Genomic DNA, 25,604 nt, shown 5'->3' on the forward strand with positions numbered 1-25,604 from the left:
CACACGTGGCCCGCTGGACTCTTCCACTGGAACGGCCCGTCACGGCACTCCCTCTCCCCCGGAGGGCGCCGGCGGGCCGTTCCGCTTGTCGGGCCGCCTGCGGCGTGTCAGCGGCGTACGCGGTTCGTGCCCAGGGGAAGGCCCTTGGCGGCGGCCCACGGGCCCTCGGTGTGCCAGAGCCAGTAGTGGCCGGACAGGCGCACGGTCTTGCGCTGGTACAGGCCGTTGCCAATCCAGATCTGCTCGTCGTCGCGGACGCCGAGCAGGCGGCCGGCGATCCCGTTGCCGGTCAGCGTGACGCCCTGGACGTGCTCGCCGATCAGCTCCCGCGCCCGCTGGGCCGTCATCGCTCCTTCGTGCCGGATGGTCGCGGCGTACTGCGCGTCGTTCGGGTCGCAGCTCATTCCAGGGCGCCTTTCGCTTCCAGTCGCTTGTAGGTGTCGTCGATGTCGCACTGCATGACGTGGTCGCGGATCAGGTCGAGTGCGTCCGCCTCGAAGTTGGCCCGGATCTCGTCTTGGGCGCGCTCATTGCTCACGCCGGTCAGGGCGGCCGTCATCTTGGCGAGGAGTTCCGCCCCGGCCCAGTACAGGGCGTCGTCGCCGGGCGCGTTCAGGTCGTCGTCCATGCTGTCGCTCATGCGGCGCCCTCCCGGGCGTGGCGCTTGCTGTTCAACTGCTCGATGAGCGACGCGACGTACTCGGGGTCGGTCGGGTCCAGGTCACGCGTCATCGTGTGGATGAAGGCGTGCACTTCGCTGATCAGGCGTGCAACGTCTTCCACCCCTCGGCCGCGGTCGTACTCCTCCATGTCCCACTCGTCGAAGGCGATCTGGGTGAAGGCCTCGCAGTACGCCTCCGGCGCGTTGTGGGCGCGGCCGGTCCAGAACGTGCGGGAGAACTCGTCGGAGACGATGCCGGTGATGTCGTAGGCGTTGTCGTTGATGGTCAGGCCGCGAAAGGCGTAGCCCCGGGTCCAGGCGTCCGGGTCGCTGCTCCCGATCTCGTCGTGGCTCATCCACATGACGGAGTAGTAGGGGCGGGCCCAGGCTTCGAGCTGGACGCGGGTGGCGTAGTAGTGATGCTCGGCGCGAGTGGGCGGCCGGTTGAACTGGGTGATGCCGTTGCGGCGCCACTCGGTGGCGGGGAGCAGGACGATGCTGCCGCCCATCTCCAGCTCGGCGATGGCCTGGTGAGCGGCGCGGTTGTCGGGGCCGCCGGCGGCGGCGAGTTCGGCCATGGTCACGGGCGTGGTCTGGGCGGACAGCCACTCGTACAGGGCTTTGGCTTCGGGGGTGGGCTGCTGCTCGCTCATCGCGGTGCACGCTTTCTCTTTACGTTGGTACAGGGTGAACGAGCGAGAGGTGGTCGCGTGTCTGTGGATAGAAGCGAGGCGGGCTCTCGCTCGTTCACGTTTACAACAGTACAGATGGGGGCGGGTCGGTGCCGGATCGAGCGCGAGTGATGGCACTCACCCGTCTCGGTTCGGCGTACGGAGCAGTCAGTCGCTTCGGCGGGTGTCGGGCGTCACCCGCTCACGATCCGGCACCACCCGGAACGGCGCTGTACTGTTGTAGACAGAAAGCGAAACGCACGACAGAAACGAGCGACCATCATGCGAGCCGACGACCTCCACCTGCGCCAGTACAACGAAGCCCAGGACCGACTGAACGCCATCGACCACGACACGCTCAATGACGCGTGGACGCAGATGACGCTCGCAATGACGTGCGAGACCGACCCCAAGAAGCGCCGCACGTACCAGATAGCCGTCCGCGCGCTCGCCGCCGCGACCATGAGCGAGCGCCACCGCCTCGCACTTGTCGCCGAGATCAGCGCCGAGACCGCAGCGCTCGACGCCACCCGCACCGAGCTGGACGACGACACCGAGGCCGAGTTGATCGAGCGCCTGCGTGCCGCGCACCCGCCCGTCGTGCGCGAGATGCGCTACGCCGACTAGATCACAGCGCCACCCCGGGGGGTGGCTTGGAACAACCACCTCCCTCCTGTACTGTTGTAAACACAGCACGACGAGAGAGACGAGAGCACATCATGACCACCGCCACCCCCACCGCGAACACCGTCGAGATCCCCGCCGCCTCCCTGCGCGTCCAGCCCTGGAAGCTGATCGGCCAGAACAACCAGATCAACGCCCCCACATGGAACGCCGCCCGTGAGGCCGCCGGCCTCACCTGGGAGCCCACCGTGCAGCGCATCCCGCGCTGCGACGAGAACGGCCACCCCGTCATCGCCGGCCTCGACGAGGAAGGCCGCCCCGTCTACGAGGTCGAAGCCGACTACAAGCGCATCACCCGAGGCCCCGGCGGCAAGACGCTCGGCATAACGGGAGAGGGCTACGGCGTGATCAACCACGAAGCGCTCGGCAACCTCATCGACCCCGTCCTCGACGTGCCGGGTACCGCCTTCGAGCACCTCGTGGAACTCAACGAGGGACGCAAGATCTTCGGACTCGTGCGCATCGGTGACGAGACGGTCCTGCCGGGCGACTTCTCCCCGACCGTCCCCTACCTCGCGTTCACCACGTCCCACGACGGGGGCGGCGCGCTGCGCGTCTGGGGCACCGCGACGCGCTGGATCTGCACCAACCAGATGGCCGCGAGCGAGGCGACGGGCCGCAAGAACGGGATGCACGCCACGATCCGCCACACGAGCCTGTGGAACCTGCGCGCCGAGAACGTGCACGAGCTGGTAGCGCAGACCCGCAACCAGTTCGGGATGATCTCCAGCATTTTCGACGAGCTGTCGCACATCAGGATCACCGCGAAGAACCGCGAGGCGTTCGTGCGCAACTACTTCGCGATGCCGACCGGCAAGGACGCGACCGACAGCGCGATCAAGGCGACGGAGAATCGTCGCGAGACGCTGCGCGCCCTGTTCGAGATGGAGACCAACGCCCCCCTGATGGACACCGCGCTCGGGCTCGCCCAGTCCGCGATCGAGTGGGCCGACCACCTGCGCCGCGCCGAGTCCGCCGACTCGATGCTGCACCGCAACGTCATTCGCCCCCAGGACATGAAGCTGCGCGCGTGGAAGATGTCGCGCAACGTCCTCTCGCTCACCGCGTGAGGCAGCGCGTAGCGCCCCCTCTGCCGAGAGGGGGCGTGCCCCTGAACTGAATCCCTCTCGCTTTCTCTCGCAAGCCCCCAGCCGCGCGCTGGGGGCTTTTGCGTGGCCGGCGGATAGGTGCACGGTCCTTGCACCAGTTCGCGGGTGAGTGGGGTCACCCACCGGCGATCCGGCACCGCACCACATGACGCTGTACTGTTGTAGACAGAGAGCGAGAGAGACACACGAAAGCGAGCACGCCATGATCACCGCCACCCGCCACAACGCCGCCAGCGCGATCCTGGCCCGCGACGACCAGATCCTTCACATCCTGCTCAAGGACGGGCAGCTGACCCGCACCAACACTGACCGGGACAACCACTTCAACGTAAACGCCCTCTCCACCGTCGACATCACCACCGAGGCGCCCACCGTCGACGCGCAGCTGAGCTACCAGAGCGAGGCCGTCCGCTTCGCCGTACAGCAGGGGTGGCGCCTGAGCAGCAACCAGACGTTCACCGCCTGACCCCCACGGGGGCGGCTTGGACGAGCCGCCCCCCTCCTGTACTGTTGTAAACAGAACGCGAGAGACGCAAGAGAGCGAGCGAACCCCATGATCACGATGACCGAGACGATCAGCGCCTACCTGAACCGCCAGAGCGCCCCCGTCCGCATCTGGGACGTCCTGTTCGACATCTGCGCCGAGGCCGGCGACACCGCCGCCGCAGACCTGAACGCCCGCATCAACGACCTCGACGCCGACGTGATGGACGCGTGGGAACTCCTCGACGCGCTCTACGACCTCGCCGAGCACGACCTCGCGACGATCCAGACCTCCGCCGAGTGGGCCGCCCTGGGCCGCCCCGTCAAGCCCAGCGAGCGCCGCGGCCTGGGCGACAAGTACATCGCCGCCGCCTGACCGACCAGCACGACCCCGCCCCGCGAAAGAGGCGGGCCAAGGGAGTACCCATGAGCACCACCCGCGAGCACCAGACGATGACCACCCTCGCCGGCCACCCGGTCCGCGCGACCTACGAGGGCGAGACGCTGGCCTTCGGCGAGGTCCTGAACCGCTACGGCCAGACCATCGGCCTGATCCAGCCCTGCGGAAACGGCAGCGTCATGTGCGCGAGCGCTGCCGCCGGCTGGGACGAGGTCGACGCCGAGAGCACCGACGCCGCCCTGCGCCGCATCGGCGACGTTGCGCGCCTGATCGGCCTGGACAGCGCGCAGACGTACGACGAGACAGCCAAGCTGCGCGCGCACTACAGCGCGCAGCGCGACGAGCTGAAGGCGACGTACGAAGCGGCCCGCATCCACCTGCGCGACGTCTACAGCGTGCGTGTCCCGTGAGCGCCCCACGCCTACGCCTGCGGCTCTGGCGCCCCGAGGACTTCATCGACCGTTGCGAGACCTGCAACGCGCCGCCCGGCTCGTTCTGCTACCCGCACTGCGACGTCGGCTACACCGCAGAAGATCACCAGCGCGCCGTCGAGCGCGAGAAGGAGGCGTTCGGCGAATGAGCGACCGAAGCGACCGGCCCACCGATGTCCGCCAGTGGCCCGAGGCCGAGGAGGCGCGCATCGTGCGCGGCGACCTGTGCCCCGGCGGCTACCACGACCCGCAGCCGACCATGGACGGGTTCTGCGGGGGCTGCCTCGAAATGATCGAGCACGCACACGACTTGGGACTGATCTGATGACGGCGATCAGCATGCGCGACGCCGAGCCCGGCATGTGGGTCGCGCACACCGAAGTGACCGAAGCCGGCGTCTTGCATCGCCGCGCCGGCGTGCTGGCCCGCAACCGGTTCGGCGTGCCGGTCGAGCGCGCCGGCCGGACGCTGCACCTGTGGGGCCTGAACCGCTCGGGCAGCCCCGATCCGTACGTCGTGCCCGAAACGGCCGACGTCGAGTTGATCGACGGCTCCGAGTTCACCGTCGAGCAGCGCGAGGACCTGACGCGCCACGCGGTGCGCGCGGTGCGGCGCTGCCCGATCCGGCACCGCTGGCTGTTCCCCGAGGACGACGCGGCGGTCATCGAGGACCCGTGCGAGATGGATGAGCGTGTCCTGTGGCAGCAGGCAGCGGAGCGTTATACGCGGCGCTACCTGGACGCCATGCTCGCGCACGTGGGCGACGTCCCCCTCGACGAGGAGGAGCGCCGAGCGCTGCGCCTGATCGCGCGGCACGAGGGCGGGGATGTCGCCTTGCCGCTGGCGCGGATCATGGGCAAGTTGCGCGCGATGGGCTGAGACGGCGACGGCCCGCCCGGGGAGAAGAGGACCCGGACGGGCCGCGCCTGGTCGCTCAGGCCGGAGTGCGACATCTGTGGCGAGCGTACCGAGTGAGTGGCATCACCCGCCGACGATCCGGCATCCCCTCCCCCTCGCCTGTACTGTTATAGACAGAGCACGAGAGAGAAGAGAGCACGATGAAGACCGCCCGCCACACCCTCGACGCCCACCCCGAGCACGACCTTGAGCTCGAAAGCCGCATCCAGTGCGCGCACTGCGACGAGATCGCGCCTCCGAGCTGGGACGAGAGCGAGGCCGAGGACGAGGGTTGGCACGTCATACGCGCCTTCTGCACGTGCGAGACGCTGTGCCCGACCTGCTACGACGACGCACTCGGCGAGTGCGACGCCTACCGCTACGACATGGGCGCAGCCGCCTGACCGCCCCGAGTGGGGTGGCCCGACAAACCCGCCCCACTCCTGTACTGTTGTAAACAGTTCACGAAGAAGAAAGATCCCGCCCCACGAAGGGGCGGGAGAAGGAGCACCCCCCCATGAGCACGCTGACCTGGACCGAGATACAGCCCGAGCCGTTCGCCGCCTACGAGACCGACACCCCCCACGGCCGCGTGATGATCCACGCCGAGGCGTGGAACTGGGAGCTGACGTGGACTCGCCCCGGCCAGGACTACCCCGTGCGCGTGGACTGCGCGTTCCCCGAGACCGCCCGCGACCTGGCCGAACACATCGCCGGCCTCGACGAGCAGACCGCTTTGTCAGTGGACGTCCGTAGCCTCAACGAGGCGTCCAAGATCCTCAGCAATACCGCTTCCCTCGCCCGTCGCCACCCGGAGCTGTCCCGATGACCGACCACCCCACCTATGCCGAGCGCGCCAACACCGCGCAGCGTCAGGCGACCGCCCTGCGGCGCCTGGTCCAGCTCGCCGAGCAGCAGCCGGAGCTGGCCGCCGTCCTCGCCGATGTCGACACCTTCGACATGGAACAGCGACTCACCCCGGCCGCGCTCGACGCCGAGCGGGCCAGCGCCGAGCGCGAGGCGGGCTTCCTCACGGCGTGGGCCGAGGCCGAGCGCCGCGTCACCGAGGCCGGCGGCTCGACGTACTGCCGGTGCGGGCACACCCAGCACCGCCACCACGGGCCGCTGACCGAGGACCTGCGCCTTCCGTGCGATGACTCCAACTGTTCGTGCATGGACCTGACCATCGACCGTGAGGCCGCAGCGTGAGCGCGCCTGGGGGCATCAGGCCGCCGTGGCGGCTGACGTGCCGCTCGTGCGGAACCCTCTTCGAGGCGCCGGGCGCCCTGTCCTACATGCGCATAAGGCTCGCGCTGCGCGAGGCCGGCTGGTGCTGGCGCGGCTCCCAGGCCGGGTACGTCTACTACTGCACCGCCCACCATCCCGATCGGCAGACCGCGGATGCCTGATCTGCTGATCGCGCCACGTGGCTGTACCGTTGGAAAGACCAGCCAGGTCATTCCGATGGGACACCTATTCATGAACGCGCACGACCAGTCGAAATGGTGGGAATCCGTGGACCCGATCCCGGTCGACGAGATCGCCGAGCGGCTCCGCATGAACCGCACGACCGCCGGCGCATGGGCCCGCAAGGGCAAGTTCGGCCCCGTCGTCGAGGCGCGCGGCAGCGCGGGAGAGCACCTGTACGACCCGCGTTACGTCTTCCTCGCGGGCAAGGTGGAAAAGGTGCTCGACGACGACGGGCAGGTGATCCGCACCGTCCAGCGCGGCGGGCACCACGTCTACTCCGACCAGCAGAAATACGCCGCCGACGGGATGCGCCTGTTGTCGGTGCCGCAGGTCGCGGAGCTGTTCGCGGTCGAGGCCGCGACGGTGAACCAGTGGACCAAGCGGCGGCGCACGCGCGGCGCGCCGTACGACATCCCCGAGGAGGACCTGCGGGAGTCGGGCTTCGTGTACTGGCGTGAGGACACCATCACCCAGTGGGGCATCGACACGCGGCGCCTGGACCCCCGGACGAAGAAGCCCAGCAAGCGGACGGGCTCGTAAGCGGGATCACCCGGACCTGATCCGGGGATTCCCCCGCCCGCCCTGTACTGTTGTATTAGCAGAACGAAACGCGAAAGCGTGTCGCGGCAGACCAGCCAGATCAGTACGCGACACGCTCTCGGAGCACAGAGAGGACCCGCCCCGTGGAGCGAACGACCCTGCACCACCTCAAGCGTAGCGAGGCGCCGGCCGAGCCCGCGCAGCACGTCTGCCAGCTGTCCCCCAGGCAGGTCGAGTACCTGCTCAAGCCCCTGGACTTCCGGCGCGTCCAGGTCGACCCCAATGGCTTCAAGTACGTGAAGGCCTTCGACATCCGGGTGTGGCTGAACCGCGTGTTCGCCGTCGGCGGGTGGGACGTCGAGACGCTGGAGCTGTCCAACACCCTCGACGTGACCTACAAGAACAGCGACGGCGCGGCCCGCTTCAACGTCGCCTACCGCGCGCAGGCGCGTCTGTCGGTGAAGGCGCCGTGCGGGCACGTCATCGCCCGGTTCGACGACGCCGCCTTCGACGCCAAGACCAACCAGGGCAACTACGGAGACGCCCACGACAACGCCATGAAGTCCGCCCTGTCCGGGGCGCTCAAGCGCTGTGCCGTAAATCTGGGCGACGCGTTCGGGCTGAGCCTCTACTACAAGGACATCCACGCCGATCAGCAGATCGTCCAGCGCATGATCCCGTATGTGGGAGACCCGCGCGTGCAGCAGGACGAGGCGGCATGAGCAGCCGCACCGAAGCCGAGCTGGCCGACGCCGTGCAGCGCACGGCGGAGGCCGCCGAGCACGCGCGCAGCTTCCCCCAGTACGATCTGGCGAAGTTCAGGCCCGTGCGCGGCGATCATCTCGCCGTGGCGCTCGAAGCCCTCAAGAGGCAGCACGCGATGCTGATCCAGCAGCAGACCATGCTGGAGGCGATCTGCGCTCACCTGGGACTCCATCCCGGTGAGCCGCCCGAGGGCCTGTAGTTCGGGGGAGCATTCCTTCAAGCGATTCCGCTTGAAGGAATCCCGCGTCTTTACAGGGCCGCAAGCCTGTGACCTGCGGTCTTTACAAGTCGCGGGGTGCAGGGGCAAAACGGATCAGGATAGCGCCGCCCCACAGGTGGGCCCTGCCTCGGCCCCCCTCGCGCGCGCGGTCCTAGCTTGCGGCGCATGACCAGCCAACTCGTACTCCCCGAATCCGGGGTCCGCATTGCCTTCGTCGGCAAGGGCGGCAGCACCAAGACGACCACGCTCGCCCACTGCCTCAAGCGGTGGGCCGACCAGGGGCACCCGACCGCCGGCCTCGACACCGACGAGCCCGGCGAGGACGAGGACGGCTCCCTCGCCACGTGGGCGGAGCTGTCCCCCATCGGCGGGGCGACGGTGATGCCGCACCGCGACCCGATGAGCCTGCCGAACATGGCGGTGGCCTGCACGCCGGCGCACGGCGTGCTCGGCATCGACACCGACGCCTGGAAGGCCCGCATAGGCGGTGCTCACATGGCCGCGCTCGCCGTCTCGCACCTCGCGGTCCTGATGATCCAGCCCACGGGCATGGAACTACAGCGCGCCGCATCGGTACGCAGCGGGCTCCAGACCATGACGTCCATGGGCATGACGCCTCCCCCGCTGCTCGTCATCCTGACCCGCACGAACGCGTCGGCCGCCTCGCCGAAGGAGACCGCCACGACGCTGCGGGACGCGGGGTACAACGTGCTGGACGTGATGATCCCCAACAGCGACGCCCGGCACGGCTACGGCCAGGCCTTCGGCAAGCCCCTCGACGTCCCCGAGGGCGAGCCCATGGCGCTCGCCGCGGATCTCGTACTCGCGGAGGCCGTACGTGGCAGCTAGCAACGCAGCGCACAACGCCGCCATGCTCGCGCACGGGCACGCGGCGCGCGGCCAGCTCGGTACCGCCGCGCACCAGCTGCCGATCGATGAGAGCGCGGCCTGGTCACCGGCCCAGCAGATGCGCCTGACAGCGAACGAGGCGCGGATCGCCGCGCTCGGCAAGGCGATCGTGGAGGCCGGCGAGGCCTTCGGGGAGATCAAGGACGACGAGCTGCACCTGCGCTACGGCCTGACCTGGGCGCAGTACTGCGAGCAGGGGTGGGGCCTGTCGGAGTCGTACGTGAACCGGATGATCGCCGCTGCTCCGATCCTGCGGGCCGGGTCCGGGCTGGGGCTGCGCTCGGAGGGTCCGGCGCGGGAGCTGGGGTCGCTGTACTCCTCGCGCGGCGACGAGGGCGTACGCGAACTGCTGAGCGGCTTCGGGGACGCTGGCGTGCGTCCGACGCAGGAGGCCCTGCGGACCGTCGTCAGGACGCTGCCCAAGCAGGTGCCGGCGGGGGTGGACCTGCGCGCCCACGCGCGTGCGGCGCTCGCGCCTGAGGCCGAGGTGATCGAAGGCGAGGTGGTCGAGGAGCGGCCGGCGCCGAAGGCGGAGCGCGCGGCGCTGTCCTCGGGCCAGATCTCGCTGCTGAACGAGTACCTCAAGGGCGAGGCGTCGGAGTGCGGCGTCGGCTTCGACCAGGCCGCCAAGGCGTTGCTGGAGCTGCTGTTCGCCGGGCAGGACGGTCAGCCGTCGACGGCTACGAACATGCTGCGGGCGCGTCTGGTGTAGACGGCCGTGGGCGGGCCTGCACAGGGGTCGGGCCCGCCCACGGACGGCGAAAGCGGGGCCTACCTGTGAGAACGGGCCCGCTTTCCTTGCTGCCCTTACGGGGAGCGAGCCACCACGGTAGCGGACAGCGAGCAGGCGTGCGCGAGGGGTCACATGCCTTTCGACCCTTTGCGTCCGTAAAAGATCCGTTAACGTGAGGAGTGCACCAATTCGTGCATCCCCCACACACCGCCCCGAAAGGGACACCTTCATGTCTGCTCGCCACACCCGCACCGCCATAACGACCGCCGCCGCCGGCCTCATCGCCTTCGGCGCCGTCGCCTGCTCGTCCAGCAACGACGACGCGGACAAGACCAAGACCAGCGCGACCGCGAAGCCCGCAAGCGAGGTCACCGGCGACAAGGACGGCTTTCTGAGCGCGGTCAAGGACGACGGCGCCTTCAAGCGCGCCAACCTCAGCGACGACGAGGCCGTCAAGCTCGGCATGGCCTGGTGCCGCGCCGACAAGGCCAACAACTACGAGGGCCCCGGCGACCTCATGTCCGCCAACAACGGACACCCCACCAACCCGGACGCCAAGTCTCTCGCCGACGCCAAGCTGTCCATGGCCGCCTTCGTCACCCTGGGCATTGCCGCCGACAGCAACCTGTGCGAGCACTGAGCGCCAGCGAGCGAGCGGGCTAGCCAGAGCCCTGCAAGCCCCGGCAGGATCACCGCATGCGCATCCTTCTCCTGGGCGGAACGTGGTTCCTCGGCAGGGCCGTCGTCCGCCAGGCCCTTGACCTCGGCTACGACGTGACCACCTTCAACCGTGGACGCAGCGCGCCGGACCTTCCCGGCACGACGGCCGTCCACGGGGACCGGACGAGCACCGCGGACCTCAAGCGCCTCACCCGCTCCGGCCCGTGGGATCTCGTCGTCGACACCTCCGCATCGGAGATGGCCCCGCGACAGGTCCTCGACGCCGCCCGCATCCTGGCCCCCGTCGCCACGCACTATGCGTACGTCTCGACGGTCAACGCCTACACGGGCTGGCCCAACGAGCCCCTGACCGAGGACAGTCCCACCTACGATGCGCCGGCCGATGCCGACCGCGACTACGGCGCCGGCGACGGCACCACCGTGCACTACGGCAAGCAGAAGGCCGGCTGTGAGAAGGCCGTACGCAGTGCCTTCGACGAGAGGCGGGTCACGATCCTGCGGCCCGGCGTGATCCTCGGTCCCGGCGAGTACGTCGGCCGGCTCCCCTGGTGGCTTCGGCGCTGCGAGCGGGGCGGGACCATCCTCGCGCCGGGTGACCGCGACAAGATGATCCAGCCCATCGACGTGCGCGACGTCGCCGCCTTCGCCCTGACCGCACCGCCCGGCACCTACAACCTTGCTGCGCCCCAGGGCCGTTACACCATGGACGACTTCCTGACCTACTGCCTGACGGTGACCGGCGATCGTGGACGCCTTGTCTGGGCGCCAGATGAGGTACTGGCCGCGCACGGCGTGAAGGAGTGGACCGAGCTGCCGCTGTGGCGCACCAGCCCCGGCACGTGGGCCGTGGACACCCAGCGGGCCCGAGGTGCCTTCCTGCGCACTCGCCCCCTGAGCGAGACGGTGGCCGACACCTGGACATGGATGCAGCAGGGTGAGGGGCCGGTGAAGCATCCGCGCTGGGACCAGCACGGCATCGACCCCGCCAAGGAGCAGGCGATTCTCGCCGCGCTCTAAGCCTCGATCGCCAGGCGGCTTCCCGTCAGCGGACGGGCGGCCGCCAGGGCCACGAACTCCTCGATCTGCTCGCCGAGCTCTTGGCCCAGGTGGGCCTGCGCCGCTTCCGAGCGCGCGAGCTGGGCGCGCAGCTGGCTCACGCGCTCGACCAGCCCGATGGTGCGCCACTCCGCGGCCGTCTCCAGAACCGGGGCGAGGGCCTCGTCGACGCCGTCCAGCTCGCCGCGCAGCAGGCGGGCACGGGCCAGGTCCACGGTGACCTGCATCTGCACCGGCCGGTCCGGGGACGGCTCCTCCCCCAGCAGCGACAGGGCGTGCAGGGCTGAGCGTTCGGCACGCTCACTGTCCCCGAGCACCAGATAAGTGGTGGCGTGGGACATCGCCGCGCGCGAGGGCCCGAAGCCGAACTCGCCGCCCACGTCGTGCAACTCGTCCCGCTCGCCGTTGCCCGGCTCCAGAGCGGCCTGTATGGCCCGCTCCGCGTCCTGGCCGCGCCCCAGGTGAGCGTGCGCGCGAGCCTCGATCGCCCGCAGTCTGACCCGCCCCGTGTCACCGACGCCGGCGAACGTGCGCGCCGTCTGCACGTACCGCAGGGCCGCAGCGGGGCGCCCGCCCCAGTACGACAGGTAGGCCAGGATGCCGTTCGCGTACGCCTGCATGGGCCCGCTCTCGATGGTCTCGCCGTACATGGCCGAGGTCCGGGCGAACTGCACCGCCGGCCCCAGCGCGGCCAGGTCGAAAGAGGCCACCGACAACAGCGAAGTCACCATGCCGGCCGACAGGTACAGCCGCTCCTTCTGGCGCGGGCGCTGCGTGCGCTCCAGCTTGTCCTGGATGTCGAGCAGGAGCGTGTTGCAGTCCTGGAAGGCCTTGTTGGGGTCGGTGGTGTCGTATGCGACGGCCAGCGCTCGCACGTCGTCGTCGATCTGGTCGAGCGTCATCTCCGGGAGGTGAGAAGAGGCGGCGTTCCCGGCGTGGGCCGCAGCGTCGCGAGCAGTCATAGCTATGTCGCTTTCATTCAGCGCGGGTTGCAAGGCGACCAGAGCTGGGGGTGCGCCCAACAGCGCGTGGGCGGTGTGCCCGAGGAACATGCGCTCAAGGATGCGGACCGCTGGACCGTTCGGCAGGCCTTTCTGCTTGCCGCCCGTCCACCGTCTCCACGTCGGCTCGGACACATCGGCTGTCCGGTAATCGTCGTCGCCCAACTCCACGGCGAGGATCGATCCGGTGCGCCGGTACTCCTTCGCGGCCTCCCGGTAGGGCCATCCGCGAGCGAGTACGAGGGCCTGTAGCAGGGTTTTTGGTGCGTCCTGCGGTGCCATGTAGGCCCTCCCCGTGTCGGCTTCCCAGCAGCCGGTCAGCATCGTGACTATCGCCTGGACAGCGTGCCCCGGAACCCTCCAGGGCGCAGGTGATACCTAGGTGATTCCCGGCCACGTTTTGTGAGTCCCGGGTGATACCCCCATCGCATGGTGCGGCCCCCGCCCGATGACGAGGCTTGATCTCGGCAAGCGGAAGCAACCGATCGAGGGGGCGCAGTGAGCGTCGTGAACTCACCGCAGACGCAGGACCACCAGGCCGACGTGAGACCCACGCCGGAGGAACCCATCGACTTCACCGTGGTGCGGGAGGCGGCCCGCAGGGCCGAGGGCCTGGCGCTCAACGCCTGCACTCGCGAGGAGTTCTTCGGCCGCGCCGAAGTCCTCACCGAGACGGTGCGCCGGCTGCTGCGCGAGGACCACCCCGACCAGTCGACGGAGACGCTCACCGCCTACCGGGGCGCCTATCGCCTCGTGGATCACCCCGCTCGGCCGACCTCGAACGACTCCGCGTTCAGGTTGCACCAGCACGTACGCAACCTCGCGCGCTCGGCCGCAATGCTGGCCGACGTCCTCGACCCCCAGGCGCCGGCGCCGTCCCGGTTCGTGGCACGCCCCGGCCTGCCCCCGGAGCGCAGGCCGGCGCCGTGACTGCGCGCCGCTCGCGCGTGCGGCAGCGCGTCGTCGAGGTCGCCATCACCACCGCGCTCACGGCCGCGGCGGTCGGGGCGTTCGCGGTCGCGCTGCTGCACTCCCTGTGAACTCCCGCTCTCCGAGCACGATCCCGAACGGCATTCGGCAACTCGGGGAGCGGGGACCTGCACCATCCGTTCCGACACGAGGAGGTACCTCTGATGGCCATCACCCCTGAAACCACGGAGCTGTACGACCGTCCGGTGACCGGCGAGTTCGCGGCGTTCTGCGGCGACAACTCCGGCGACACCATGGAGTCCTGTGTCACCATCGCCGATCTCGGCGGCGGCGGCTTCGCCCTGCGCGACTCCAAGCTGGAGGGCGCCGCCGCCCAGCCGGAGCTGCGCATGAGCGCGGACGAGATCACCACGTTCGCCGAGGGCTGGCTGCGCAAGCACGGTCCGGCCGCCAGCTGATCTGGCCTGACCCCGTGAACACCTGCCGTGCCCGGTCCTGGGGACGGGCGCGGCAGGTTCGGCGACCGTGTTGGAAGGACACCGCGTGCAACTTCACGACCTCATCCCGAACCCCGCTGCCACGCTCGCCCCGTGGCCGGACAAGCCGCTGCACTTCCACCACGACCCGGGCGCGTACGCGGGGCTGCTGAGCCTGGCCGACGTGGATGACCTCATCGACAACAACTGTGTCGCCGCGCGGAACATCGAGTTGGCCGAGGACGGCAACCTGATCCCCCGCTACGTGTACACCGACGGCGACATGCCCCAGCCCGGCTTCATCCGCCGGCACCTGGACCGGGGCGGCACGGTGAGCCTGCGGCGCCTGCACACCGTGCGCCCGCCGATCGCTGCACTGCGCGCGGCCGTTGCCCGCGACACGGGCGCAGACGTGCACGTGAACGCCTACGTCACGCCCGGCGAGCAGCAGGGGTTCCGCTACCACTACGACCCGTACGTGACGCTCATCGTGCAGGTCCACGGCCGCAAGGCCTGGCCCGTGCACCCGCCGTTTGTCGACAACCCGGTGCCCGAGCACGACGTGTACAAGCCGCGCGGCTTCACCCACACCGAGCGTGTGCACCTGGCGAACACGGCGCCGGCGGCGGAGTACGTCCTGGAGCCGGGCGACGTGTTCTGGCTTCCGCGCGGGTGGATTCACGCCCCGCACACCGTGGGCGAGGACACCAGCGTGCACCTGACGTTCGCGGTGAAGGAACGCACCCTGGCCTGGCTGATCGAGCGAATAGCCGGCGAGCTCACCAGCCAGGCCTATCTCGACCCGGCGCTGCGCGCCCAGATCCCCATCGCGGACCTGCTCGGCGGACCCGCCCCTCAGGTCGACCGCGTGCGCACCTACCTGCACGGCGCGCTGCAACTTCTGGACGCCGAGACCTTCGCGCGCAGCGTGACCACACCCACCCCGTTACCGGAGACCACATCCTCGTGAGGACGCACACCCACTGGCACGGCTGGCGCTACACCGGCGCAGGCTTCAGCGACCCCCAGCGCCGACGCGGCGAAGCATCATCGTCCTACCCGCCCTTCGAGATCGCCGCGTTCCTCGACCGGCGGCCCGACACAATCCTGTGGACGTTCGAGGAGCCGCCGAAGGCGGTCGACTGGCTCAAGCAGGCCGGCACCGATCACCCGCCGCTGGACGAGGCAGCGTTCCCCCTCGACACGCGTCTGGAGTACGCCCAGCGCACGCTGTCCCAGGAGGTCGGAGCCGACGTCATCTGGGGCTACTACGCGCGCGGCCAGACCTACGTCGCACTCGCCCTGATCGCCTGCCCGCGCCCCGACCGCATCTGCCCGCAAGGACTGGACCGGTGAGCGGCCCCGCCGTGGTCGGCGCCTTAGTCGGCCTGGCCGCGCTCGCGCTGCTGGTCGCATCCTCGATCGGCGGTCAACGGTGAGGCAGAACCTGTTCGCTATCGCTCTGATCGTTGTGTCCGCTGTGGTCGTCGTCCCGTTGGCCATCGCCGGGCAGACCTGCCGCTGCTGAGACTCCCGCCGCACCCCAGCCCTGCCCTGCGGGCGCCCCCCGAGGGGTGCGGCGGGCCTTGAACGCCCCCTCCCTCGCCGATGACGTCACGCTCTCCCGGCGCGGGGAGGGGGCTTCCACCTACTCCGCGTCCCCTTCGCCCTCCCCACCATCGCCGCTGTCGCCGCCGCCGTTCTCGATGGGGCCGTTGTCGGACACGTTGGTCATGTCGGCCGAGAACAGATCGCCTTCGGTGACCGTCTGCTCGGCCCATCGGTTGCCGGTGATCTCGATGGCGGGCGCGTTCTGCGCCGCGCAGATCACGTAACTGCCCTGGTGGCCGGTGATCGTGTTGTCGATGATGCGCACCTCCTTGGCCTGCATGTTCTGTGCGGTGACCACGCGCGTGTAGGAGCCGGAGGCCTCGGCGGTGTAGCCCCACCATTCCTCGTTGACGCTGATCGCGGCGAACTTGCAGTCCGGGCCGCCCGAGTCGGCGATCCGGTTGTTCTCGATCAGGATGCGCTCGACGTCCTTGGTGCTGCCCAGGGCGTTGACGTTGATCGCCGCGCGCGGCCCGTCGTCGAGTGCGCCGTAGCGGGGGTTGTCGTGGGCGCTGATGAAGGTGTTGGAGCGCACGGTGACGTCCGTGCAGTACTTCAGCGCCAGGGCGTGCCCGAGGTAGTTCTGCACGGTGTTGTTCTCGATGAGGATCTCGGACCACCGGTCGGCGGTCGCCGGCCAGCCGTGCATGCCGGCAAAGACGGCGTGCGGCCCGAAGTCTGCCGACGGCTTCACCTCGCAGTCGATGATGGTCACGCCCTTGGTGACCGTGTCGTCCTCCGCGCCCCCGGTACCGGACCCGGCCCGGCAGTGGTCGAACTGGATGGCCTCGATGTACGGGTAGCCGGTGCCGTTCCACACGGTCCCGTCCCACGGCGCGGCGAGCCGGTCGGCCTTGGAGGGCAGCCAGCCCTCGAAGGTGCACCCCTCGATGACCATGCCGGTCGCGCCACACAGGTCGATGCAGTGGTTGGCGTACTGGTTCAGGAACCGCAGCCGGCGGAAGATGCCGCCGCCATGGCTGATGTTCGTCATGGGGTTGGTCTGGTTGTTCGCCGACGCCCAGGCCGCGTCCCCGTCCAGGGTGCCGCCCTCGACCGTCCACGACGACGGGCCCTCGTATTCCTCGGTCGTGTCGCCGTAGGCCCAGTTCCCCATCAGGTAGCCGCGCCCGCGCCGGCGCAGGACCGCGTCGTCGTCCATCAGGATGTGCACGGCGTCCTTGAGCTGGATCATCGGCTCGTTGTAGGACTCGGATCGGCCCTTGAGCAGGAACACCCCGTCGGGGACGCGCACCCTGCCGCGGTTGCCGTCCGCCACGATGGCGTCGACGGCGGCCTGGAAGGCGAGGACGTTGGCCTTGGCCTGGTCGTCGCTCACGTTCTCGCCGGCGACGGCGCCCATGTCTTGCACCCACACGTCGTAGTCCGGCTCGGGCGGGGTGATGTCGTGCCCGAACTGGTCCTGCAACGGGTAGGCCGGGAAAGTGAATCCGACCGGGTGCGACTCGATGTAGCGCACGATGTGCTGGTCGGACTTCTCCGCGATGCGGTAGCGGGCGCCGAACCAGACGGTCTTCTCCTCCCCCGGCTGGAGCCAGAAACCGGCGTCCATGACCCACGAGCGCATCCACGTGAACCCCTCCGAGTACACGGTGGCGACCTCGTCGAAGCCGGGTTCTTCCTCCCCCTTGATCCACCATTTCGACTCCAGCGAGCCGACGCCCTTGTACAGGTAGACGTACGCCTTGAACATCAGCGACAGCTCGACGCGCAGCGGCGTCACCGTCGGGTTGGCCAGCGGGATTCCCTGGAACCACGCGTCGACCGGCACGCCGGGCCGCACCGTGCGTTGCTGCACGAGGCGCTCCACGGGCCGCTCGATGACCGTGCCGTGCTGGATCGGCACCCACAGACCGCGGTTGACGTCCAGGTTCAGGCCGTTGGCGTTCGCCAGCTCGTCCTGGTAGGGCCACTCCTGCTTGGCCGGCGCCTTGATCTGCATGTCGCCGCGCGCGTCGAGGCGGAAGGAGTCGGAGGCGCACAGCTGGTTCATGCCGGCCACTACTTCAGCCCCGTCTCGTTGGGGAACGGGATGAACGTGAACCCGACCGGCTTCATCTCCATCGACTGAACCGTCTGGTTCACCGACCCTTCCGCGTTGCGGTAGCGGATCGCGGAGTGGATCGTGCGGGTCTGCTGTGGCTCGGCCCACGTCGAGGCGTCCACGATGAAGGTGTGCCGCCAGGAGAAGCTGCCGGAGAACGCCGTCGCGTACTCCTCCCACGTCTGCGGCTCAGGGTCGGTGTCGTACCAGACCTTCGCGTCGATGGCGCCGACGTTCTTGTTCGTGGTGTTGTCCGACATCGTGACGTACGTGCGCATGTGCAGCATCAGGTGGACGCGCATGCGGCCGGCGCCCCGGTTGGTCACCGACACGTCGTCGAACTGGAACTGGACCTCGTCCTTGGGTGCCACCCCGACGGTGGAGACGTTGACGCTCTGGTACTGGTCGGGGTCACGGCGGATGGTGTTCTTGTCCTGCGGCGGCACCCACAGGCCCTGCTGCTGGTCCTCGAACAGGCCGTTGCCCTGGTCGATGGCGATGTCGTAGGGCCAGGGCCGTTCCTGCGGCTGGCGGATGCGCAGCGTGCCCGTGTTGTCGACACCGAACGACGGGCCCGTGCAGATCGTTGCGTTCCGTGCCATCGCTCATGCCCCCTTGCTGGTGCTGCTGTTGAGCGCCGAGGGGCCGGTGGGGGCGGGCTGGGCCAGGTAGCCGACGGCCCGGCACCGGATGGTGAGGTCGACATAGGCGTCGGGGCCCGGCCGCCAGTCCTTGCTGTACTCCACCCATGCGCCCACGGCCCGGTGCAGGTCGACGGACTTGCCCGGCCCGACGGTCAGCGTGAAGGGGAACGTGCCGTTGAAGAACACGGAGAAGTTGAACACCGCGCGCTGGCCGCCCACGCGCGGCCAGTCGTAGCCGCGCGCCGGCGGGGCCGCGTCGTCGACCCACATCAGGGGCTCGACCCAGGCGTTGTTCTGGAAGCCGCGCATCACGCCGTACATGAGGCACGAGCCGTGCACGACGAGATCGCCGGCCATGTTGTCGTTCTTGACGGTCCATTTGAAGTCGGGGCCGAGCCAGTTCCGGTTCTCCCCGACCACCGACGGGTTGGTGATCTTGTACAGCTCGTCGTCGGGCTTGGCCTTCGCCGGACGCATGGCGCGGATCTGGTAGTCGTGCGCCCACATGCCGCCCGACTCGTCGACGTGCAGGGCGTTGGCCTCGGTGATGGGCCGCTTGAGCGGCCACGCCGCCTCGGTGGGGCCCTTGACCTCCAGGACGCCGTTGACCGTCTTGAGGCTCTTCCCGTAGCAATTCAGGTCAGGCACTAGAACGTCACTCCTTCCATCACGTACGCGGAGAAGTGAGCGCGGAAGTCCACCGTCACCGGTCCGCCCGTCTGATTGTTGATCTGTGCCGCCACGGCCGTGGTGAACGCCTGCCCGCCGGCCACATCGCGCTCCACGGGGATGAACGCCGCGCAGTGGCGGACGAGGCCCTGTCGCGTGTTGCCCACGGCGCTCACGGCGTTGAGCGGCAGCGCCTTGTCGGTGAGCTTGAGCGTCACGTACCCCTCGGCCGTCGCCGCGTCGTCGAGCGTGTACCAGCAGGTCAGGTGCCAGCCGCCGACCACCACCGCGTCCTTGGTGAACGCCGCCAGGCCCACCTGCGGGATGGGCAGCGTCCCGGACGCGGCGGAGGCGATGTCGACGGGCCCGGCCCCGTCCACGGCGTTCCAGATCTCGGAGAGCAGCGACACGGTCGGCGGCACATCGACGAAGAGGCCGTTCGCGTCGTACTTCAGCCCGTTGCCCTGGGACAGGCTCACCCCGGGATAGGGCCACTTGCGTACCTCGGCCTTCACGGCCAGGTCGCCGGCGTCGGTGACCTGGAACAGGTCGGGGTTGTAGGACACCTCGTCGGCCATGTCAGCTCCCCTCGGGGCGGATCGTGACGGCCGTCGCCGTCAGCAGGCGGAAGGTGAAGGTGAGCTTCCACGACGCGTTCATGGACGACTGCACCCGCAGCGCGCCGGACAGGGGCTTGCGCACGGCCGGCGGGAGCACGACACGGAACGGCACCTGGACCGAGGCCCCCCACACCGGGGCGATGCCGCTTCCCGAGGCGAGGATGTTGTCGAGGTGGCCGGCGATCGTCTCGTCGCCCGCGGTGACCGCCAGGCGCGGTTTCAGGTTGCCGACGCCGTCTGCGGTGGCGTCCTGGCGCTCGCCGTACACCCGGGCCCAGAGCACCCCGGAGACGAGGACGGTGTGGACCGGCGAGGGGTCGATGTCCAGCACCGTGGCAGCGAAGTTGACGGTCTTCTTGGCTTCGAGCAGGTACTCGGAGACGCTGCCGGTGGCGGTCTTGTGCGTGTACGTCGGCGCCGGGTCCGCCCACAGGCCGAGGTCGGTGTCGAGGTAGACGCCGCGCTCGGTCGGGAACGTCGGGGGGCGCGGGTCGTCGCCGATGCGCATGTCCAGCTCGTTGTCGGTGCCCACCCCGAGTGCCGGGTTCAGGCACGGATCGGTGACGATCGGCAGGCCCATCAGTCCGACACCTTCGTGACGACCATGGTGCCGTTGTTCACCACGAAGCTGTTGTCGCCGGAGGTGGAGACGCGGACCATGCAGTACGCGCCGTCGCCTGCGGCCAGGCGTGCACCGCCGAAGATGGTCATGCCGAAGTTGCCGGTGCGCTGCGCGTCGAGGGGGAACCAGTCGTTCATCTTGTCGCCGGTGGTCGGGGTGCCGGTCGCGCGGGAGACGACGCCCATGCCGAGCTGTGTGGCCGTCGTGGTGGTGGAGCGGCCGAAAGTGGCCCAGATCGCCGCGGAGTAGACGCCGTCCTCGGGCACGATGATGCCGGTGGAGGAGAACGTGAACCCGCCGGTCTGTCCGGTCCCGGTGATCGGCGCCCGGCCGGTGAACGTGGCCGGCGGCACCGCGTAGCCCGCGTTCAGCTTGGCCATGGCCGCCTTGGAGCCTGTGCCTCCGCCGCCGCCGTGTTCCTTGATGACCTCTTCGATCTTGTCGGCGAGTTGCTTCCAGTACGCCACCCAGTCCGTCTTGGTGTCCTCGCCCGTCAGGTACGGAAGCCCGTAGGTGGGGGTCGTCTTCACGGCGTGCTCCATTCGTCGATGACCGTGCGCACGGTCGTTGCGGTGGCCGCGTCCATGACGGCCTGAATCGTGTCTCCGCCCGGCGCGGCCTGGATCGCCTCGCCGATCGTGCGCGGCCTTGCAACGTCCGCCAGCGGCATCACGAACCCCTGGAACGAAGCGGTGATGTGGTCCAGGCCCCACAGGGCGAATGTCGCGTTCTCCACGAAGGCGTTGTGGAACAGGGCGACGGAGGCTTCGTCGCCGTTCATGACCTGCGCTACCGGCCACATCTGCGATCCGGCCCAGATGGTCGACGACGTGAACCCGGTGACCGTGGTGCGGTTGACCGAGCGCAGCCGCGCGGGAAACGGCTGGAAGCACGACGGGTCGGCCCACATGATCAGGTCGCCGCGCGTCGCGGGCACGAGCCCTGCCCAGTTGAGCGCCCAGGTGCCGACGACCGCCCACGGCTGTCCGGCGGCCGGCTGCGCGGCGGTGAGGTTCGGCTCGGGCACCTTCCACAGCTCGCCGGCGTTCATCTGCGGCGGGGTGATCGTCGCGGTGGAGCGGACCTCTTGCAGCGTCCGTCCGGCCAGCTCGCCGCGCCGCAGCCCCAGCGGGTCGCGGAACAGGCCCGACCGGCTGCCCTGCCGCACGCCGGGCACCGGCCCGCGCAGGGTGAGCACGCGCCCGTTTTCGAGGGTGAAGTCATCGGTAATGCAGCCGCGCATCAGGTGGCCGACCCTTCCGTCTGGTCCTTACCGGCAAGAGTCCAAGTCGCCACGATGTTGACCCAGTTCGGGTATTTCGCGGTGTCCGGTACGAGCGTGGCGCCCTGGTCGTAGGTGTGCGGGGTGTAGAAGGTCTGTCCCGGCATCCAGTGCGAGTGCGTCGAGCTGGGCGAGGTGGTGTGCGTGTGCCCGCCGGGGTTGTTGCCGCCGGTGGGGTGCGTGTGCGCGGTTCCGGTCGACGCCGCGCCGGTGTTGCCGCTGTGCGTGTGCCCGCCGGCGCTGCCGGTGGAGCCGTGTTGGTGTTCGCCGCCCTGGTCGGTGCGCTGGCCGGGCTGCTCGATGGTGACCACCACGCGCTTGGGGTCGACGCGTGAGGCCGGGATCGAGTAAAAGCGGATCTGGCCGGCGTCGTTGATGTCGCAGCGCGTTGTGCGCGGCTGGTGGTCGTAGCGCGCCTCACAGCTGCACGGGAACGACTGCCACTCGGTGGGCGCGAACTCCTCGGGCACGGTGCCGATCACGTTGGTGCCGTTGTGCCAGTCAGGGGCGTTGATGGGCTGCGCCTGGCCGACGAGCCACACGCGCCGGCCGACCCGGGTGATCTCGGCGGTGCCCCGGTTCAGGGGGAACTGGACGACCTCGGGCGTGATCTCCTTCCAGATCTCCGCAATCATCTGCGGGGTCACCAGCGGCGGGAAGATCTGGAGTTTGCTGCCGTCGTTGGTCTCGACGTTCAGGATGTCGTCGGCCTCGGCGTCGGGGGCGAGTAGGAACCCGCCGCCGATGCCCTGCTCCAGCGCGGTGACACGCTCGGTGAGCTGGTTGAGCAACTCCGGGAGCGCGAGCGGATCGGGGGTGCCGGAGAGGCTGTCAGCGCGTGCCACGGGCGGCCTCCGCGTCGTCGTCGGTGTCGCTCATGTCGTCTTCATCGCTGGGGTCTTCCACGTTGATGGAGACCGGCTCGCAGGCAATCGAGACGTGTTCGCCCTTCGCATCGAAGGTCACGTCCACGTTCGTCAGGCGCATCGGTGTGTTCAGCGGGCGCACCCACGTCTCGTCGAGGTGGAGCATCACGCGCGCGCCGGGGATCAGGTCGGTCATCGGCACGGGTGCGCGCGGCGACAGCTGGCTGGACTCCATGCGCAGGTAGTGCGGGTGGCGTCCTCGGCGCAGGCCGCGCTGGGCGGTGAGGGTGACCTCGTCGATGAGGCGGGTGCCCTGCATGCCGCGCTGCTGCCACAGCAGGCCGCGCCAGCCCGTCTCGGTGCCGCCGACGGTCGCCAGGTTGGGCGGGGTCTGCGCTTGCACCGTGGCCGCGTCGGGGATCTTGTCGGGCTGCGTGAGCTCCGGGGTGCCGTCCTCGCCTTCCTTCTTGATGGCGTGAATGTCGACCCAGTTGGAGTTGGTCGGGTTGGCCGCGTTGGGGTCGGCGGCCACGCCCTGAATGCCCTGCGCGCGGGCGGTGTACATCGTCGCGGCCGAGTAGCCGTCGCGCTCGATGGTGGGGCCGTCTGACCCGGCGAAGTCCTCTTCGGTCAGGTGCAGGACGCGGCCCAGGACCGAGTGCTGCTCGGGCCCGACGAGGATCGTGCGCACGACGCACGTGAGGTCGATGTGCGCGGTCGTCAGGGCGTTGATGGCGTCCCAGGCGACCTCGGTGTACGCCTGGCCCCTGCGGGATGCGGGGATGCCCGCGGCGGTGACGACGATGCCGGCGCGCGCGTCCGGGTCGTCCAACGCGTAGGCCTCGTTCATGACCCAGGCGGCCAGCTCGGAGGCGTCGAGGCTGGATTTGCCGGTGTAGCGGTAGTCGACCGGGATGGGCCGCATCTTGAGCCAGGCGAGCAGGTCGGCGGCGGCGAGGGTGATGGTGGTGCGGGTCTCGGTGTAGGTGACCAGCGGGCCGCACCAGACCGGTTCCACGTCCTGGTCGCGGTAGACGGTGATCTCGTAGGCCCACTCGGGGTTCTGGACGATGGACGGGTCGAGGGCCTTGGTGAGCGAGCCGCACAGGGGCTTAGAGACGACGATCTGACAGGCGCTGATCCCGTCGAGGATGCGCTGCCACTTGATGGACACGGGTCGCTCCACCACGGCGGCGATGCCCTTGTGGGGGCCGCCCCGGTAGTGCAGGACGATCAGGTACTCCTCGGCGCAGCCGAGCGAGGCGGCCATCAGGCGGCCTCCCAGCGGGGCGAGGCCATGATGGACATGGTGGCGGTGACCGACTCGGGGTCGACGATCTCCCCGCGGTCGGCGATGGCGACGACGCACCACGACTCGGCGGCCGAGAAAGTGGGCAGTTCGCGGATCGGGCGGCCGGTGCCGTTGAACAGCGTGACGTTCTCCTCGGTGCTGCCGTCGGGGCAAATCTTGGTGATGCATCCGGCGCGGCCGTCCATCGACAGCACGGTGCCGGCGCCGAGGTAGGGCACGCCGAACTGGGCGACGAGGTCGCACTCGTCGAGGTTCTCGGGCTCGCACGTTCCGCCCGGGGTGGAGCGGTAGATCTTGATGGAGAACTTCTTGAGGGGCTTGGCGCCGGCGTGCACGACGATGGAGGGCACCATGTCGGCGTGGGTGGGGGCGCGTCCGGCGTCGACGTGCGTGGACGCGTAGGCGGGGGTGAGCGTCGCGATGCACGAGGCCGGGTCTCCCGCGACGGGCAGCGTGGGGGGCGGCTTGGGTGCCCCGGTGTACGGGTTGGGGTCACACACGCCCCCTGGGCGCGTTCCCGGGGGCAGTGCGAGCATCTCCGCAGCCCCGATGGCCTGCCAGGCCCCGAGGCGGTCCATGAACATGATCTCGGGGCGTACGTAGCGGGCCAGTTCCGGCGCCGGGCCCTCGGCGATGCCCGATCCCGGGTCGGCTTCCTGCGTGCGGCCGATCTCGGTTCCGTCGCCGTTGAGCCAGACCAGGGAGGCGGCGATGCGCGCGGAGGCGGCGATGGCCGCCGTAAAGGTGACGGTGTGCCCGGGGCGCACGGGCCAGCCCGCCAAGGTCGGGTGCTGGTACAGGACGCGCACGTTGACGTCGGCGGCGTTCTGGATACCGACGCGGCCCTCGACCACGGCGAGCTTGCCGGGGTTGCCGCCTGCGGAGGCGAGCTTGTATCCGAGGGTGGTGGTGCCGGTGCCGGTGGTCTGCACCGGGTCCAACACGTTGGCGCGGATGTGGGTGCAGGAGTCGGTGTAGCAGTAGCCCTCTTCGGCCGGCATCCACTGAATGCACTCGTCCAGCACGGACACTTCGCAGTCGAGCGGGTTGCCCTTGGTGCCGGGCTTGTGCGCCACCCACCCTTGGCACGGCCAGCGGGTCGGGGTGAAGAACCCGAGGTTGGTTGCCAGGGGGACGAGCGGGCCGTGGAGCCAGGGGCGTCCGGCGGCGAGGGTGAAGTTCAGTTCGCCGGTCACGACCCGGCCGCCCGCGCACGAGGCAGCGCCGCGCCCCAGCTTGGGGTCGGCCGGCCATTCGAGCAGGCCCACCTCGTACATCGTGCGCCACGCCGACTCGTCGGAGGGGTCCTGCGGGCAGTAGGCCAGGATGCGCGCCGTGGACCCGGCGCAGGTGCCGCACGAGGTGCCGTCGCTGGTCTGGTCTGCGTGCCGAAGCGCCCAGGCGAGCCAGGCCATGCCGTAGGACATGCCGGCATCCGACAGGGCGAGCGCGGAGGCCCGTACCCCGATCTCCCGGTGGCCTGCGGTCAGGCGGCCCAGGGTGCCGCCGGCGTGCGCGAGCGAGGTCACCTCACGGCTGCGCGTGGGGAAGGACAGGCCGGTGAACTCCAGCCCGGTCAGCCCCAGGAACTCCCGGCTCGCGGGCACGGCGTCGTCCCACCATGGGGCCACGCGTACGTCGCGGTTGCGCCAGGCAGGCGGCGGGACGTCGCACGGCTCGCACAGCAGCACTCCGGCCAGGCCCGCCTCGGCGGCGAGCTGGTAGGTCAGGTAGTTGTCGATCAGCGGCACGGTGCCGAGATCCAGATAGCCGACGTAGGCCACAGTCCAGCTCCT

Annotated in this window: 37 protein-coding genes; 23 read left to right on the forward strand and 14 right to left on the reverse strand. The window is 69.6% G+C overall.

The genetic code is table 11. The annotated features are described in order from the left end of the window. Positions 1 to 107: 107 nt before the first annotated feature. Genes ACQUQD_RS06115 through ACQUQD_RS06125 form a run of 3 tightly spaced genes read right to left on the reverse strand, consistent with a single transcriptional unit; the run spans position 108 to position 1,314 of the window. Complete coding sequence (locus tag ACQUQD_RS06115) at positions 108 to 404, reverse strand: hypothetical protein (RefSeq protein WP_428950911.1); 297 nt, start codon at positions 402 to 404, stop codon at positions 108 to 110. Further along, on the reverse strand, positions 401 to 640 hold the full coding sequence (locus ACQUQD_RS06120) for a hypothetical protein (RefSeq protein WP_428950912.1): 240 nt from the start codon (positions 638 to 640) through the stop codon (positions 401 to 403). The genes ACQUQD_RS06115 and ACQUQD_RS06120 overlap by 4 nt, the downstream gene beginning before the upstream one ends. Further along, the gene (locus ACQUQD_RS06125; RefSeq protein WP_428950913.1) at positions 637 to 1,314 is read right to left on the reverse strand and encodes a hypothetical protein; all 678 of its coding nucleotides are present in this window, start codon (positions 1,312 to 1,314) and stop codon (positions 637 to 639) included. The genes ACQUQD_RS06120 and ACQUQD_RS06125 overlap by 4 nt, the downstream gene beginning before the upstream one ends. Before the next feature lie 300 nt (positions 1,315 to 1,614). Between ACQUQD_RS06125 and ACQUQD_RS06130 the strand changes: the two genes are divergently transcribed. From ACQUQD_RS06130 to ACQUQD_RS06220, 19 genes are all read left to right on the forward strand, one after another. Then, positions 1,615 to 1,959 (forward strand): hypothetical protein, encoded by a 345-nt coding sequence (locus ACQUQD_RS06130; RefSeq protein WP_428950914.1) that lies wholly within the window; start codon positions 1,615 to 1,617, stop codon positions 1,957 to 1,959. Between the two features lie 92 nt (positions 1,960 to 2,051). After that, positions 2,052 to 3,086, forward strand: coding sequence for a DUF932 domain-containing protein (locus tag ACQUQD_RS06135; protein WP_428950915.1), 1,035 nt, complete (start codon positions 2,052 to 2,054; stop codon positions 3,084 to 3,086). Positions 3,087 to 3,327: 241 nt separating this feature from the next. Then, the gene (locus tag ACQUQD_RS06140; RefSeq protein WP_428950916.1) at positions 3,328 to 3,591 is read left to right on the forward strand and encodes a hypothetical protein; all 264 of its coding nucleotides are present in this window, start codon (positions 3,328 to 3,330) and stop codon (positions 3,589 to 3,591) included. Positions 3,592 to 3,678: 87 nt separating this feature from the next. Then, positions 3,679 to 3,984, forward strand: coding sequence for a hypothetical protein (locus tag ACQUQD_RS06145; RefSeq protein ID WP_428950917.1), 306 nt, complete (start codon positions 3,679 to 3,681; stop codon positions 3,982 to 3,984). 50 nt (positions 3,985 to 4,034) lie between these two features. Then, complete coding sequence (locus ACQUQD_RS06150) at positions 4,035 to 4,418, forward strand: hypothetical protein (RefSeq protein ID WP_428950918.1); 384 nt, start codon at positions 4,035 to 4,037, stop codon at positions 4,416 to 4,418. Continuing rightward, complete coding sequence (locus ACQUQD_RS06155; protein WP_428950919.1) at positions 4,415 to 4,588, forward strand: hypothetical protein; 174 nt, start codon at positions 4,415 to 4,417, stop codon at positions 4,586 to 4,588. The genes ACQUQD_RS06150 and ACQUQD_RS06155 overlap by 4 nt, the downstream gene beginning before the upstream one ends. After that, a complete protein-coding gene (locus ACQUQD_RS06160; RefSeq protein WP_428950920.1) occupies positions 4,585 to 4,764 on the forward strand; it encodes a hypothetical protein in 180 nt (59 codons plus the stop codon). Before ACQUQD_RS06155 ends, ACQUQD_RS06160 begins: the two co-directional genes overlap by 4 nt. Beyond that, positions 4,764 to 5,318 carry a hypothetical protein gene (locus ACQUQD_RS06165; RefSeq protein WP_428950921.1) on the forward strand — a complete coding sequence of 185 codons (555 nt, stop codon included), beginning with the start codon at positions 4,764 to 4,766 and terminating at the stop codon, positions 5,316 to 5,318. Before ACQUQD_RS06160 ends, ACQUQD_RS06165 begins: the two co-directional genes overlap by 1 nt. A 179-nt stretch (positions 5,319 to 5,497) precedes the next feature. Further along, the gene (locus ACQUQD_RS06170; RefSeq protein WP_428950922.1) at positions 5,498 to 5,740 is read left to right on the forward strand and encodes a hypothetical protein; all 243 of its coding nucleotides are present in this window, start codon (positions 5,498 to 5,500) and stop codon (positions 5,738 to 5,740) included. 113 nt (positions 5,741 to 5,853) lie between these two features. Then, positions 5,854 to 6,165, forward strand: a complete 312-nt coding sequence (locus ACQUQD_RS06175) for a hypothetical protein (protein ID WP_428950923.1) — start codon at positions 5,854 to 5,856, stop codon at positions 6,163 to 6,165. Beyond that, positions 6,162 to 6,545: a hypothetical protein gene (locus tag ACQUQD_RS06180; protein WP_428950924.1), complete on the forward strand. Its 384-nt coding sequence runs from the start codon at positions 6,162 to 6,164 to the stop codon at positions 6,543 to 6,545. The genes ACQUQD_RS06175 and ACQUQD_RS06180 overlap by 4 nt, the downstream gene beginning before the upstream one ends. Further along, complete coding sequence (locus tag ACQUQD_RS06185) at positions 6,542 to 6,745, forward strand: hypothetical protein (RefSeq protein WP_428950925.1); 204 nt, start codon at positions 6,542 to 6,544, stop codon at positions 6,743 to 6,745. Before ACQUQD_RS06180 ends, ACQUQD_RS06185 begins: the two co-directional genes overlap by 4 nt. A gap of 70 nt (positions 6,746 to 6,815) precedes the next feature. Beyond that, positions 6,816 to 7,346 (forward strand): hypothetical protein, encoded by a 531-nt coding sequence (locus ACQUQD_RS06190; protein ID WP_428950926.1) that lies wholly within the window; start codon positions 6,816 to 6,818, stop codon positions 7,344 to 7,346. Positions 7,347 to 7,489: 143 nt separating this feature from the next. After that, entirely contained in the window at positions 7,490 to 8,068 is a 579-nt protein-coding gene (locus tag ACQUQD_RS06195; protein ID WP_428950927.1) for a Rad52/Rad22 family DNA repair protein, read from the forward strand. After that, a complete protein-coding gene (locus tag ACQUQD_RS06200) occupies positions 8,065 to 8,310 on the forward strand; it encodes a hypothetical protein (RefSeq protein ID WP_428950928.1) in 246 nt (81 codons plus the stop codon). The genes ACQUQD_RS06195 and ACQUQD_RS06200 overlap by 4 nt, the downstream gene beginning before the upstream one ends. Before the next feature lie 186 nt (positions 8,311 to 8,496). Continuing rightward, positions 8,497 to 9,180, forward strand: coding sequence for a hypothetical protein (locus ACQUQD_RS06205; protein ID WP_428950929.1), 684 nt, complete (start codon positions 8,497 to 8,499; stop codon positions 9,178 to 9,180). After that, complete coding sequence (locus ACQUQD_RS06210) at positions 9,170 to 9,952, forward strand: hypothetical protein (protein WP_428950930.1); 783 nt, start codon at positions 9,170 to 9,172, stop codon at positions 9,950 to 9,952. The genes ACQUQD_RS06205 and ACQUQD_RS06210 overlap by 11 nt, the downstream gene beginning before the upstream one ends. A gap of 250 nt (positions 9,953 to 10,202) precedes the next feature. Beyond that, complete coding sequence (locus tag ACQUQD_RS06215) at positions 10,203 to 10,613, forward strand: hypothetical protein (protein WP_428950931.1); 411 nt, start codon at positions 10,203 to 10,205, stop codon at positions 10,611 to 10,613. A 56-nt stretch (positions 10,614 to 10,669) separates the two neighbouring features. Then, positions 10,670 to 11,671 carry an NAD-dependent epimerase/dehydratase family protein gene (locus ACQUQD_RS06220; RefSeq protein WP_428950932.1) on the forward strand — a complete coding sequence of 334 codons (1,002 nt, stop codon included), beginning with the start codon at positions 10,670 to 10,672 and terminating at the stop codon, positions 11,669 to 11,671. Here the strand turns inward: ACQUQD_RS06220 and ACQUQD_RS06225 are convergent. Continuing rightward, positions 11,668 to 12,612, reverse strand: a complete 945-nt coding sequence (locus tag ACQUQD_RS06225) for a hypothetical protein (RefSeq protein ID WP_428950933.1) — start codon at positions 12,610 to 12,612, stop codon at positions 11,668 to 11,670. The two genes, ACQUQD_RS06220 and ACQUQD_RS06225, sit on opposite strands and share 4 nt — an antisense overlap. Before the next feature lie 597 nt (positions 12,613 to 13,209). Here ACQUQD_RS06225 and ACQUQD_RS06230 point away from each other — a divergent pair. From ACQUQD_RS06230 to ACQUQD_RS06245, 4 genes are all read left to right on the forward strand, one after another. Continuing rightward, complete coding sequence (locus ACQUQD_RS06230) at positions 13,210 to 13,641, forward strand: hypothetical protein (protein ID WP_428950934.1); 432 nt, start codon at positions 13,210 to 13,212, stop codon at positions 13,639 to 13,641. A 203-nt stretch (positions 13,642 to 13,844) separates the two neighbouring features. After that, complete coding sequence (locus tag ACQUQD_RS06235) at positions 13,845 to 14,099, forward strand: DUF397 domain-containing protein (protein WP_428950935.1); 255 nt, start codon at positions 13,845 to 13,847, stop codon at positions 14,097 to 14,099. An 85-nt stretch (positions 14,100 to 14,184) separates the two neighbouring features. Further along, positions 14,185 to 15,087, forward strand: a complete 903-nt coding sequence (locus tag ACQUQD_RS06240) for a JmjC domain-containing protein (protein ID WP_428950936.1) — start codon at positions 14,185 to 14,187, stop codon at positions 15,085 to 15,087. After that, entirely contained in the window at positions 15,084 to 15,473 is a 390-nt protein-coding gene (locus ACQUQD_RS06245) for a hypothetical protein (RefSeq protein ID WP_428950937.1), read from the forward strand. The genes ACQUQD_RS06240 and ACQUQD_RS06245 overlap by 4 nt, the downstream gene beginning before the upstream one ends. A 292-nt stretch (positions 15,474 to 15,765) precedes the next feature. On the opposite strand, the gene ACQUQD_RS06250 is transcribed toward ACQUQD_RS06245, so the two are convergent. From ACQUQD_RS06250 to ACQUQD_RS06295, 10 genes are read right to left on the reverse strand one after another with little or no spacing between them, the layout of a single operon-like run. Further along, positions 15,766 to 17,742 (reverse strand): hypothetical protein, encoded by a 1,977-nt coding sequence (locus ACQUQD_RS06250; protein ID WP_428950938.1) that lies wholly within the window; start codon positions 17,740 to 17,742, stop codon positions 15,766 to 15,768. A gap of 8 nt (positions 17,743 to 17,750) precedes the next feature. Further along, positions 17,751 to 18,395: a hypothetical protein gene (locus ACQUQD_RS06255; protein ID WP_428950939.1), complete on the reverse strand. Its 645-nt coding sequence runs from the start codon at positions 18,393 to 18,395 to the stop codon at positions 17,751 to 17,753. A gap of 3 nt (positions 18,396 to 18,398) precedes the next feature. Further along, positions 18,399 to 19,085, reverse strand: a complete 687-nt coding sequence (locus ACQUQD_RS06260; RefSeq protein ID WP_428950940.1) for a hypothetical protein — start codon at positions 19,083 to 19,085, stop codon at positions 18,399 to 18,401. Then, complete coding sequence (locus tag ACQUQD_RS06265; RefSeq protein WP_428950941.1) at positions 19,085 to 19,684, reverse strand: hypothetical protein; 600 nt, start codon at positions 19,682 to 19,684, stop codon at positions 19,085 to 19,087. The genes ACQUQD_RS06260 and ACQUQD_RS06265 overlap by 1 nt, the downstream gene beginning before the upstream one ends. Position 19,685: 1 nt before the next feature. Next, positions 19,686 to 20,306, reverse strand: coding sequence for a hypothetical protein (locus ACQUQD_RS06270; protein WP_428950942.1), 621 nt, complete (start codon positions 20,304 to 20,306; stop codon positions 19,686 to 19,688). Further along, positions 20,306 to 20,878, reverse strand: coding sequence for a hypothetical protein (locus ACQUQD_RS06275; RefSeq protein ID WP_428950943.1), 573 nt, complete (start codon positions 20,876 to 20,878; stop codon positions 20,306 to 20,308). The genes ACQUQD_RS06270 and ACQUQD_RS06275 overlap by 1 nt, the downstream gene beginning before the upstream one ends. Next, positions 20,875 to 21,591, reverse strand: a complete 717-nt coding sequence (locus tag ACQUQD_RS06280; RefSeq protein WP_428950944.1) for a hypothetical protein — start codon at positions 21,589 to 21,591, stop codon at positions 20,875 to 20,877. The genes ACQUQD_RS06275 and ACQUQD_RS06280 overlap by 4 nt, the downstream gene beginning before the upstream one ends. Beyond that, on the reverse strand, positions 21,591 to 22,475 hold the full coding sequence (locus ACQUQD_RS06285; RefSeq protein ID WP_428950945.1) for a hypothetical protein: 885 nt from the start codon (positions 22,473 to 22,475) through the stop codon (positions 21,591 to 21,593). The genes ACQUQD_RS06280 and ACQUQD_RS06285 overlap by 1 nt, the downstream gene beginning before the upstream one ends. Continuing rightward, complete coding sequence (locus ACQUQD_RS06290; protein WP_428950946.1) at positions 22,462 to 23,766, reverse strand: hypothetical protein; 1,305 nt, start codon at positions 23,764 to 23,766, stop codon at positions 22,462 to 22,464. The genes ACQUQD_RS06285 and ACQUQD_RS06290 overlap by 14 nt, the downstream gene beginning before the upstream one ends. Beyond that, on the reverse strand, positions 23,766 to 25,592 hold the full coding sequence (locus ACQUQD_RS06295) for a hypothetical protein (protein ID WP_428950947.1): 1,827 nt from the start codon (positions 25,590 to 25,592) through the stop codon (positions 23,766 to 23,768). The genes ACQUQD_RS06290 and ACQUQD_RS06295 overlap by 1 nt, the downstream gene beginning before the upstream one ends. Between the last annotated feature and the right edge of the window lie 12 nt (positions 25,593 to 25,604).

It is taken from the genome of Streptomyces sp. cg35, from assembly GCF_050410835.1.
In the GTDB taxonomy this organism is placed as follows: domain Bacteria; phylum Actinomycetota; class Actinomycetes; order Streptomycetales; family Streptomycetaceae; genus Streptomyces.

Coding starts and splice junctions, on each gene's coding strand:
- ACQUQD_RS06115 (WP_428950911.1), bottom strand. CDS start 404: ATGAGCTGCGACCCGAACGACGCGCAGTACGCCGCGACCATCCGGCAC.
- ACQUQD_RS06120 (WP_428950912.1), bottom strand. CDS start 640: ATGAGCGACAGCATGGACGACGACCTGAACGCGCCCGGCGACGACGCC.
- ACQUQD_RS06125 (WP_428950913.1), bottom strand. CDS start 1,314: ATGAGCGAGCAGCAGCCCACCCCCGAAGCCAAAGCCCTGTACGAGTGG.
- ACQUQD_RS06130 (WP_428950914.1), top strand. CDS start 1,615: ATGCGAGCCGACGACCTCCACCTGCGCCAGTACAACGAAGCCCAGGAC.
- ACQUQD_RS06135 (WP_428950915.1), top strand. CDS start 2,052: ATGACCACCGCCACCCCCACCGCGAACACCGTCGAGATCCCCGCCGCC.
- ACQUQD_RS06140 (WP_428950916.1), top strand. CDS start 3,328: ATGATCACCGCCACCCGCCACAACGCCGCCAGCGCGATCCTGGCCCGC.
- ACQUQD_RS06145 (WP_428950917.1), top strand. CDS start 3,679: ATGATCACGATGACCGAGACGATCAGCGCCTACCTGAACCGCCAGAGC.
- ACQUQD_RS06150 (WP_428950918.1), top strand. CDS start 4,035: ATGAGCACCACCCGCGAGCACCAGACGATGACCACCCTCGCCGGCCAC.
- ACQUQD_RS06160 (WP_428950920.1), top strand. CDS start 4,585: ATGAGCGACCGAAGCGACCGGCCCACCGATGTCCGCCAGTGGCCCGAG.
- ACQUQD_RS06165 (WP_428950921.1), top strand. CDS start 4,764: ATGACGGCGATCAGCATGCGCGACGCCGAGCCCGGCATGTGGGTCGCG.
- ACQUQD_RS06170 (WP_428950922.1), top strand. CDS start 5,498: ATGAAGACCGCCCGCCACACCCTCGACGCCCACCCCGAGCACGACCTT.
- ACQUQD_RS06175 (WP_428950923.1), top strand. CDS start 5,854: ATGAGCACGCTGACCTGGACCGAGATACAGCCCGAGCCGTTCGCCGCC.
- ACQUQD_RS06180 (WP_428950924.1), top strand. CDS start 6,162: ATGACCGACCACCCCACCTATGCCGAGCGCGCCAACACCGCGCAGCGT.
- ACQUQD_RS06190 (WP_428950926.1), top strand. CDS start 6,816: ATGAACGCGCACGACCAGTCGAAATGGTGGGAATCCGTGGACCCGATC.
- ACQUQD_RS06200 (WP_428950928.1), top strand. CDS start 8,065: ATGAGCAGCCGCACCGAAGCCGAGCTGGCCGACGCCGTGCAGCGCACG.
- ACQUQD_RS06205 (WP_428950929.1), top strand. CDS start 8,497: ATGACCAGCCAACTCGTACTCCCCGAATCCGGGGTCCGCATTGCCTTC.
- ACQUQD_RS06215 (WP_428950931.1), top strand. CDS start 10,203: ATGTCTGCTCGCCACACCCGCACCGCCATAACGACCGCCGCCGCCGGC.
- ACQUQD_RS06220 (WP_428950932.1), top strand. CDS start 10,670: ATGCGCATCCTTCTCCTGGGCGGAACGTGGTTCCTCGGCAGGGCCGTC.
- ACQUQD_RS06225 (WP_428950933.1), bottom strand. CDS start 12,612: ATGACGCTCGACCAGATCGACGACGACGTGCGAGCGCTGGCCGTCGCA.
- ACQUQD_RS06235 (WP_428950935.1), top strand. CDS start 13,845: ATGGCCATCACCCCTGAAACCACGGAGCTGTACGACCGTCCGGTGACC.
- ACQUQD_RS06250 (WP_428950938.1), bottom strand. CDS start 17,742: ATGAACCAGCTGTGCGCCTCCGACTCCTTCCGCCTCGACGCGCGCGGC.
- ACQUQD_RS06255 (WP_428950939.1), bottom strand. CDS start 18,395: ATGGCACGGAACGCAACGATCTGCACGGGCCCGTCGTTCGGTGTCGAC.
- ACQUQD_RS06265 (WP_428950941.1), bottom strand. CDS start 19,684: ATGGCCGACGAGGTGTCCTACAACCCCGACCTGTTCCAGGTCACCGAC.
- ACQUQD_RS06270 (WP_428950942.1), bottom strand. CDS start 20,306: ATGGGCCTGCCGATCGTCACCGATCCGTGCCTGAACCCGGCACTCGGG.
- ACQUQD_RS06280 (WP_428950944.1), bottom strand. CDS start 21,591: ATGCGCGGCTGCATTACCGATGACTTCACCCTCGAAAACGGGCGCGTG.
- ACQUQD_RS06290 (WP_428950946.1), bottom strand. CDS start 23,766: ATGGCCGCCTCGCTCGGCTGCGCCGAGGAGTACCTGATCGTCCTGCAC.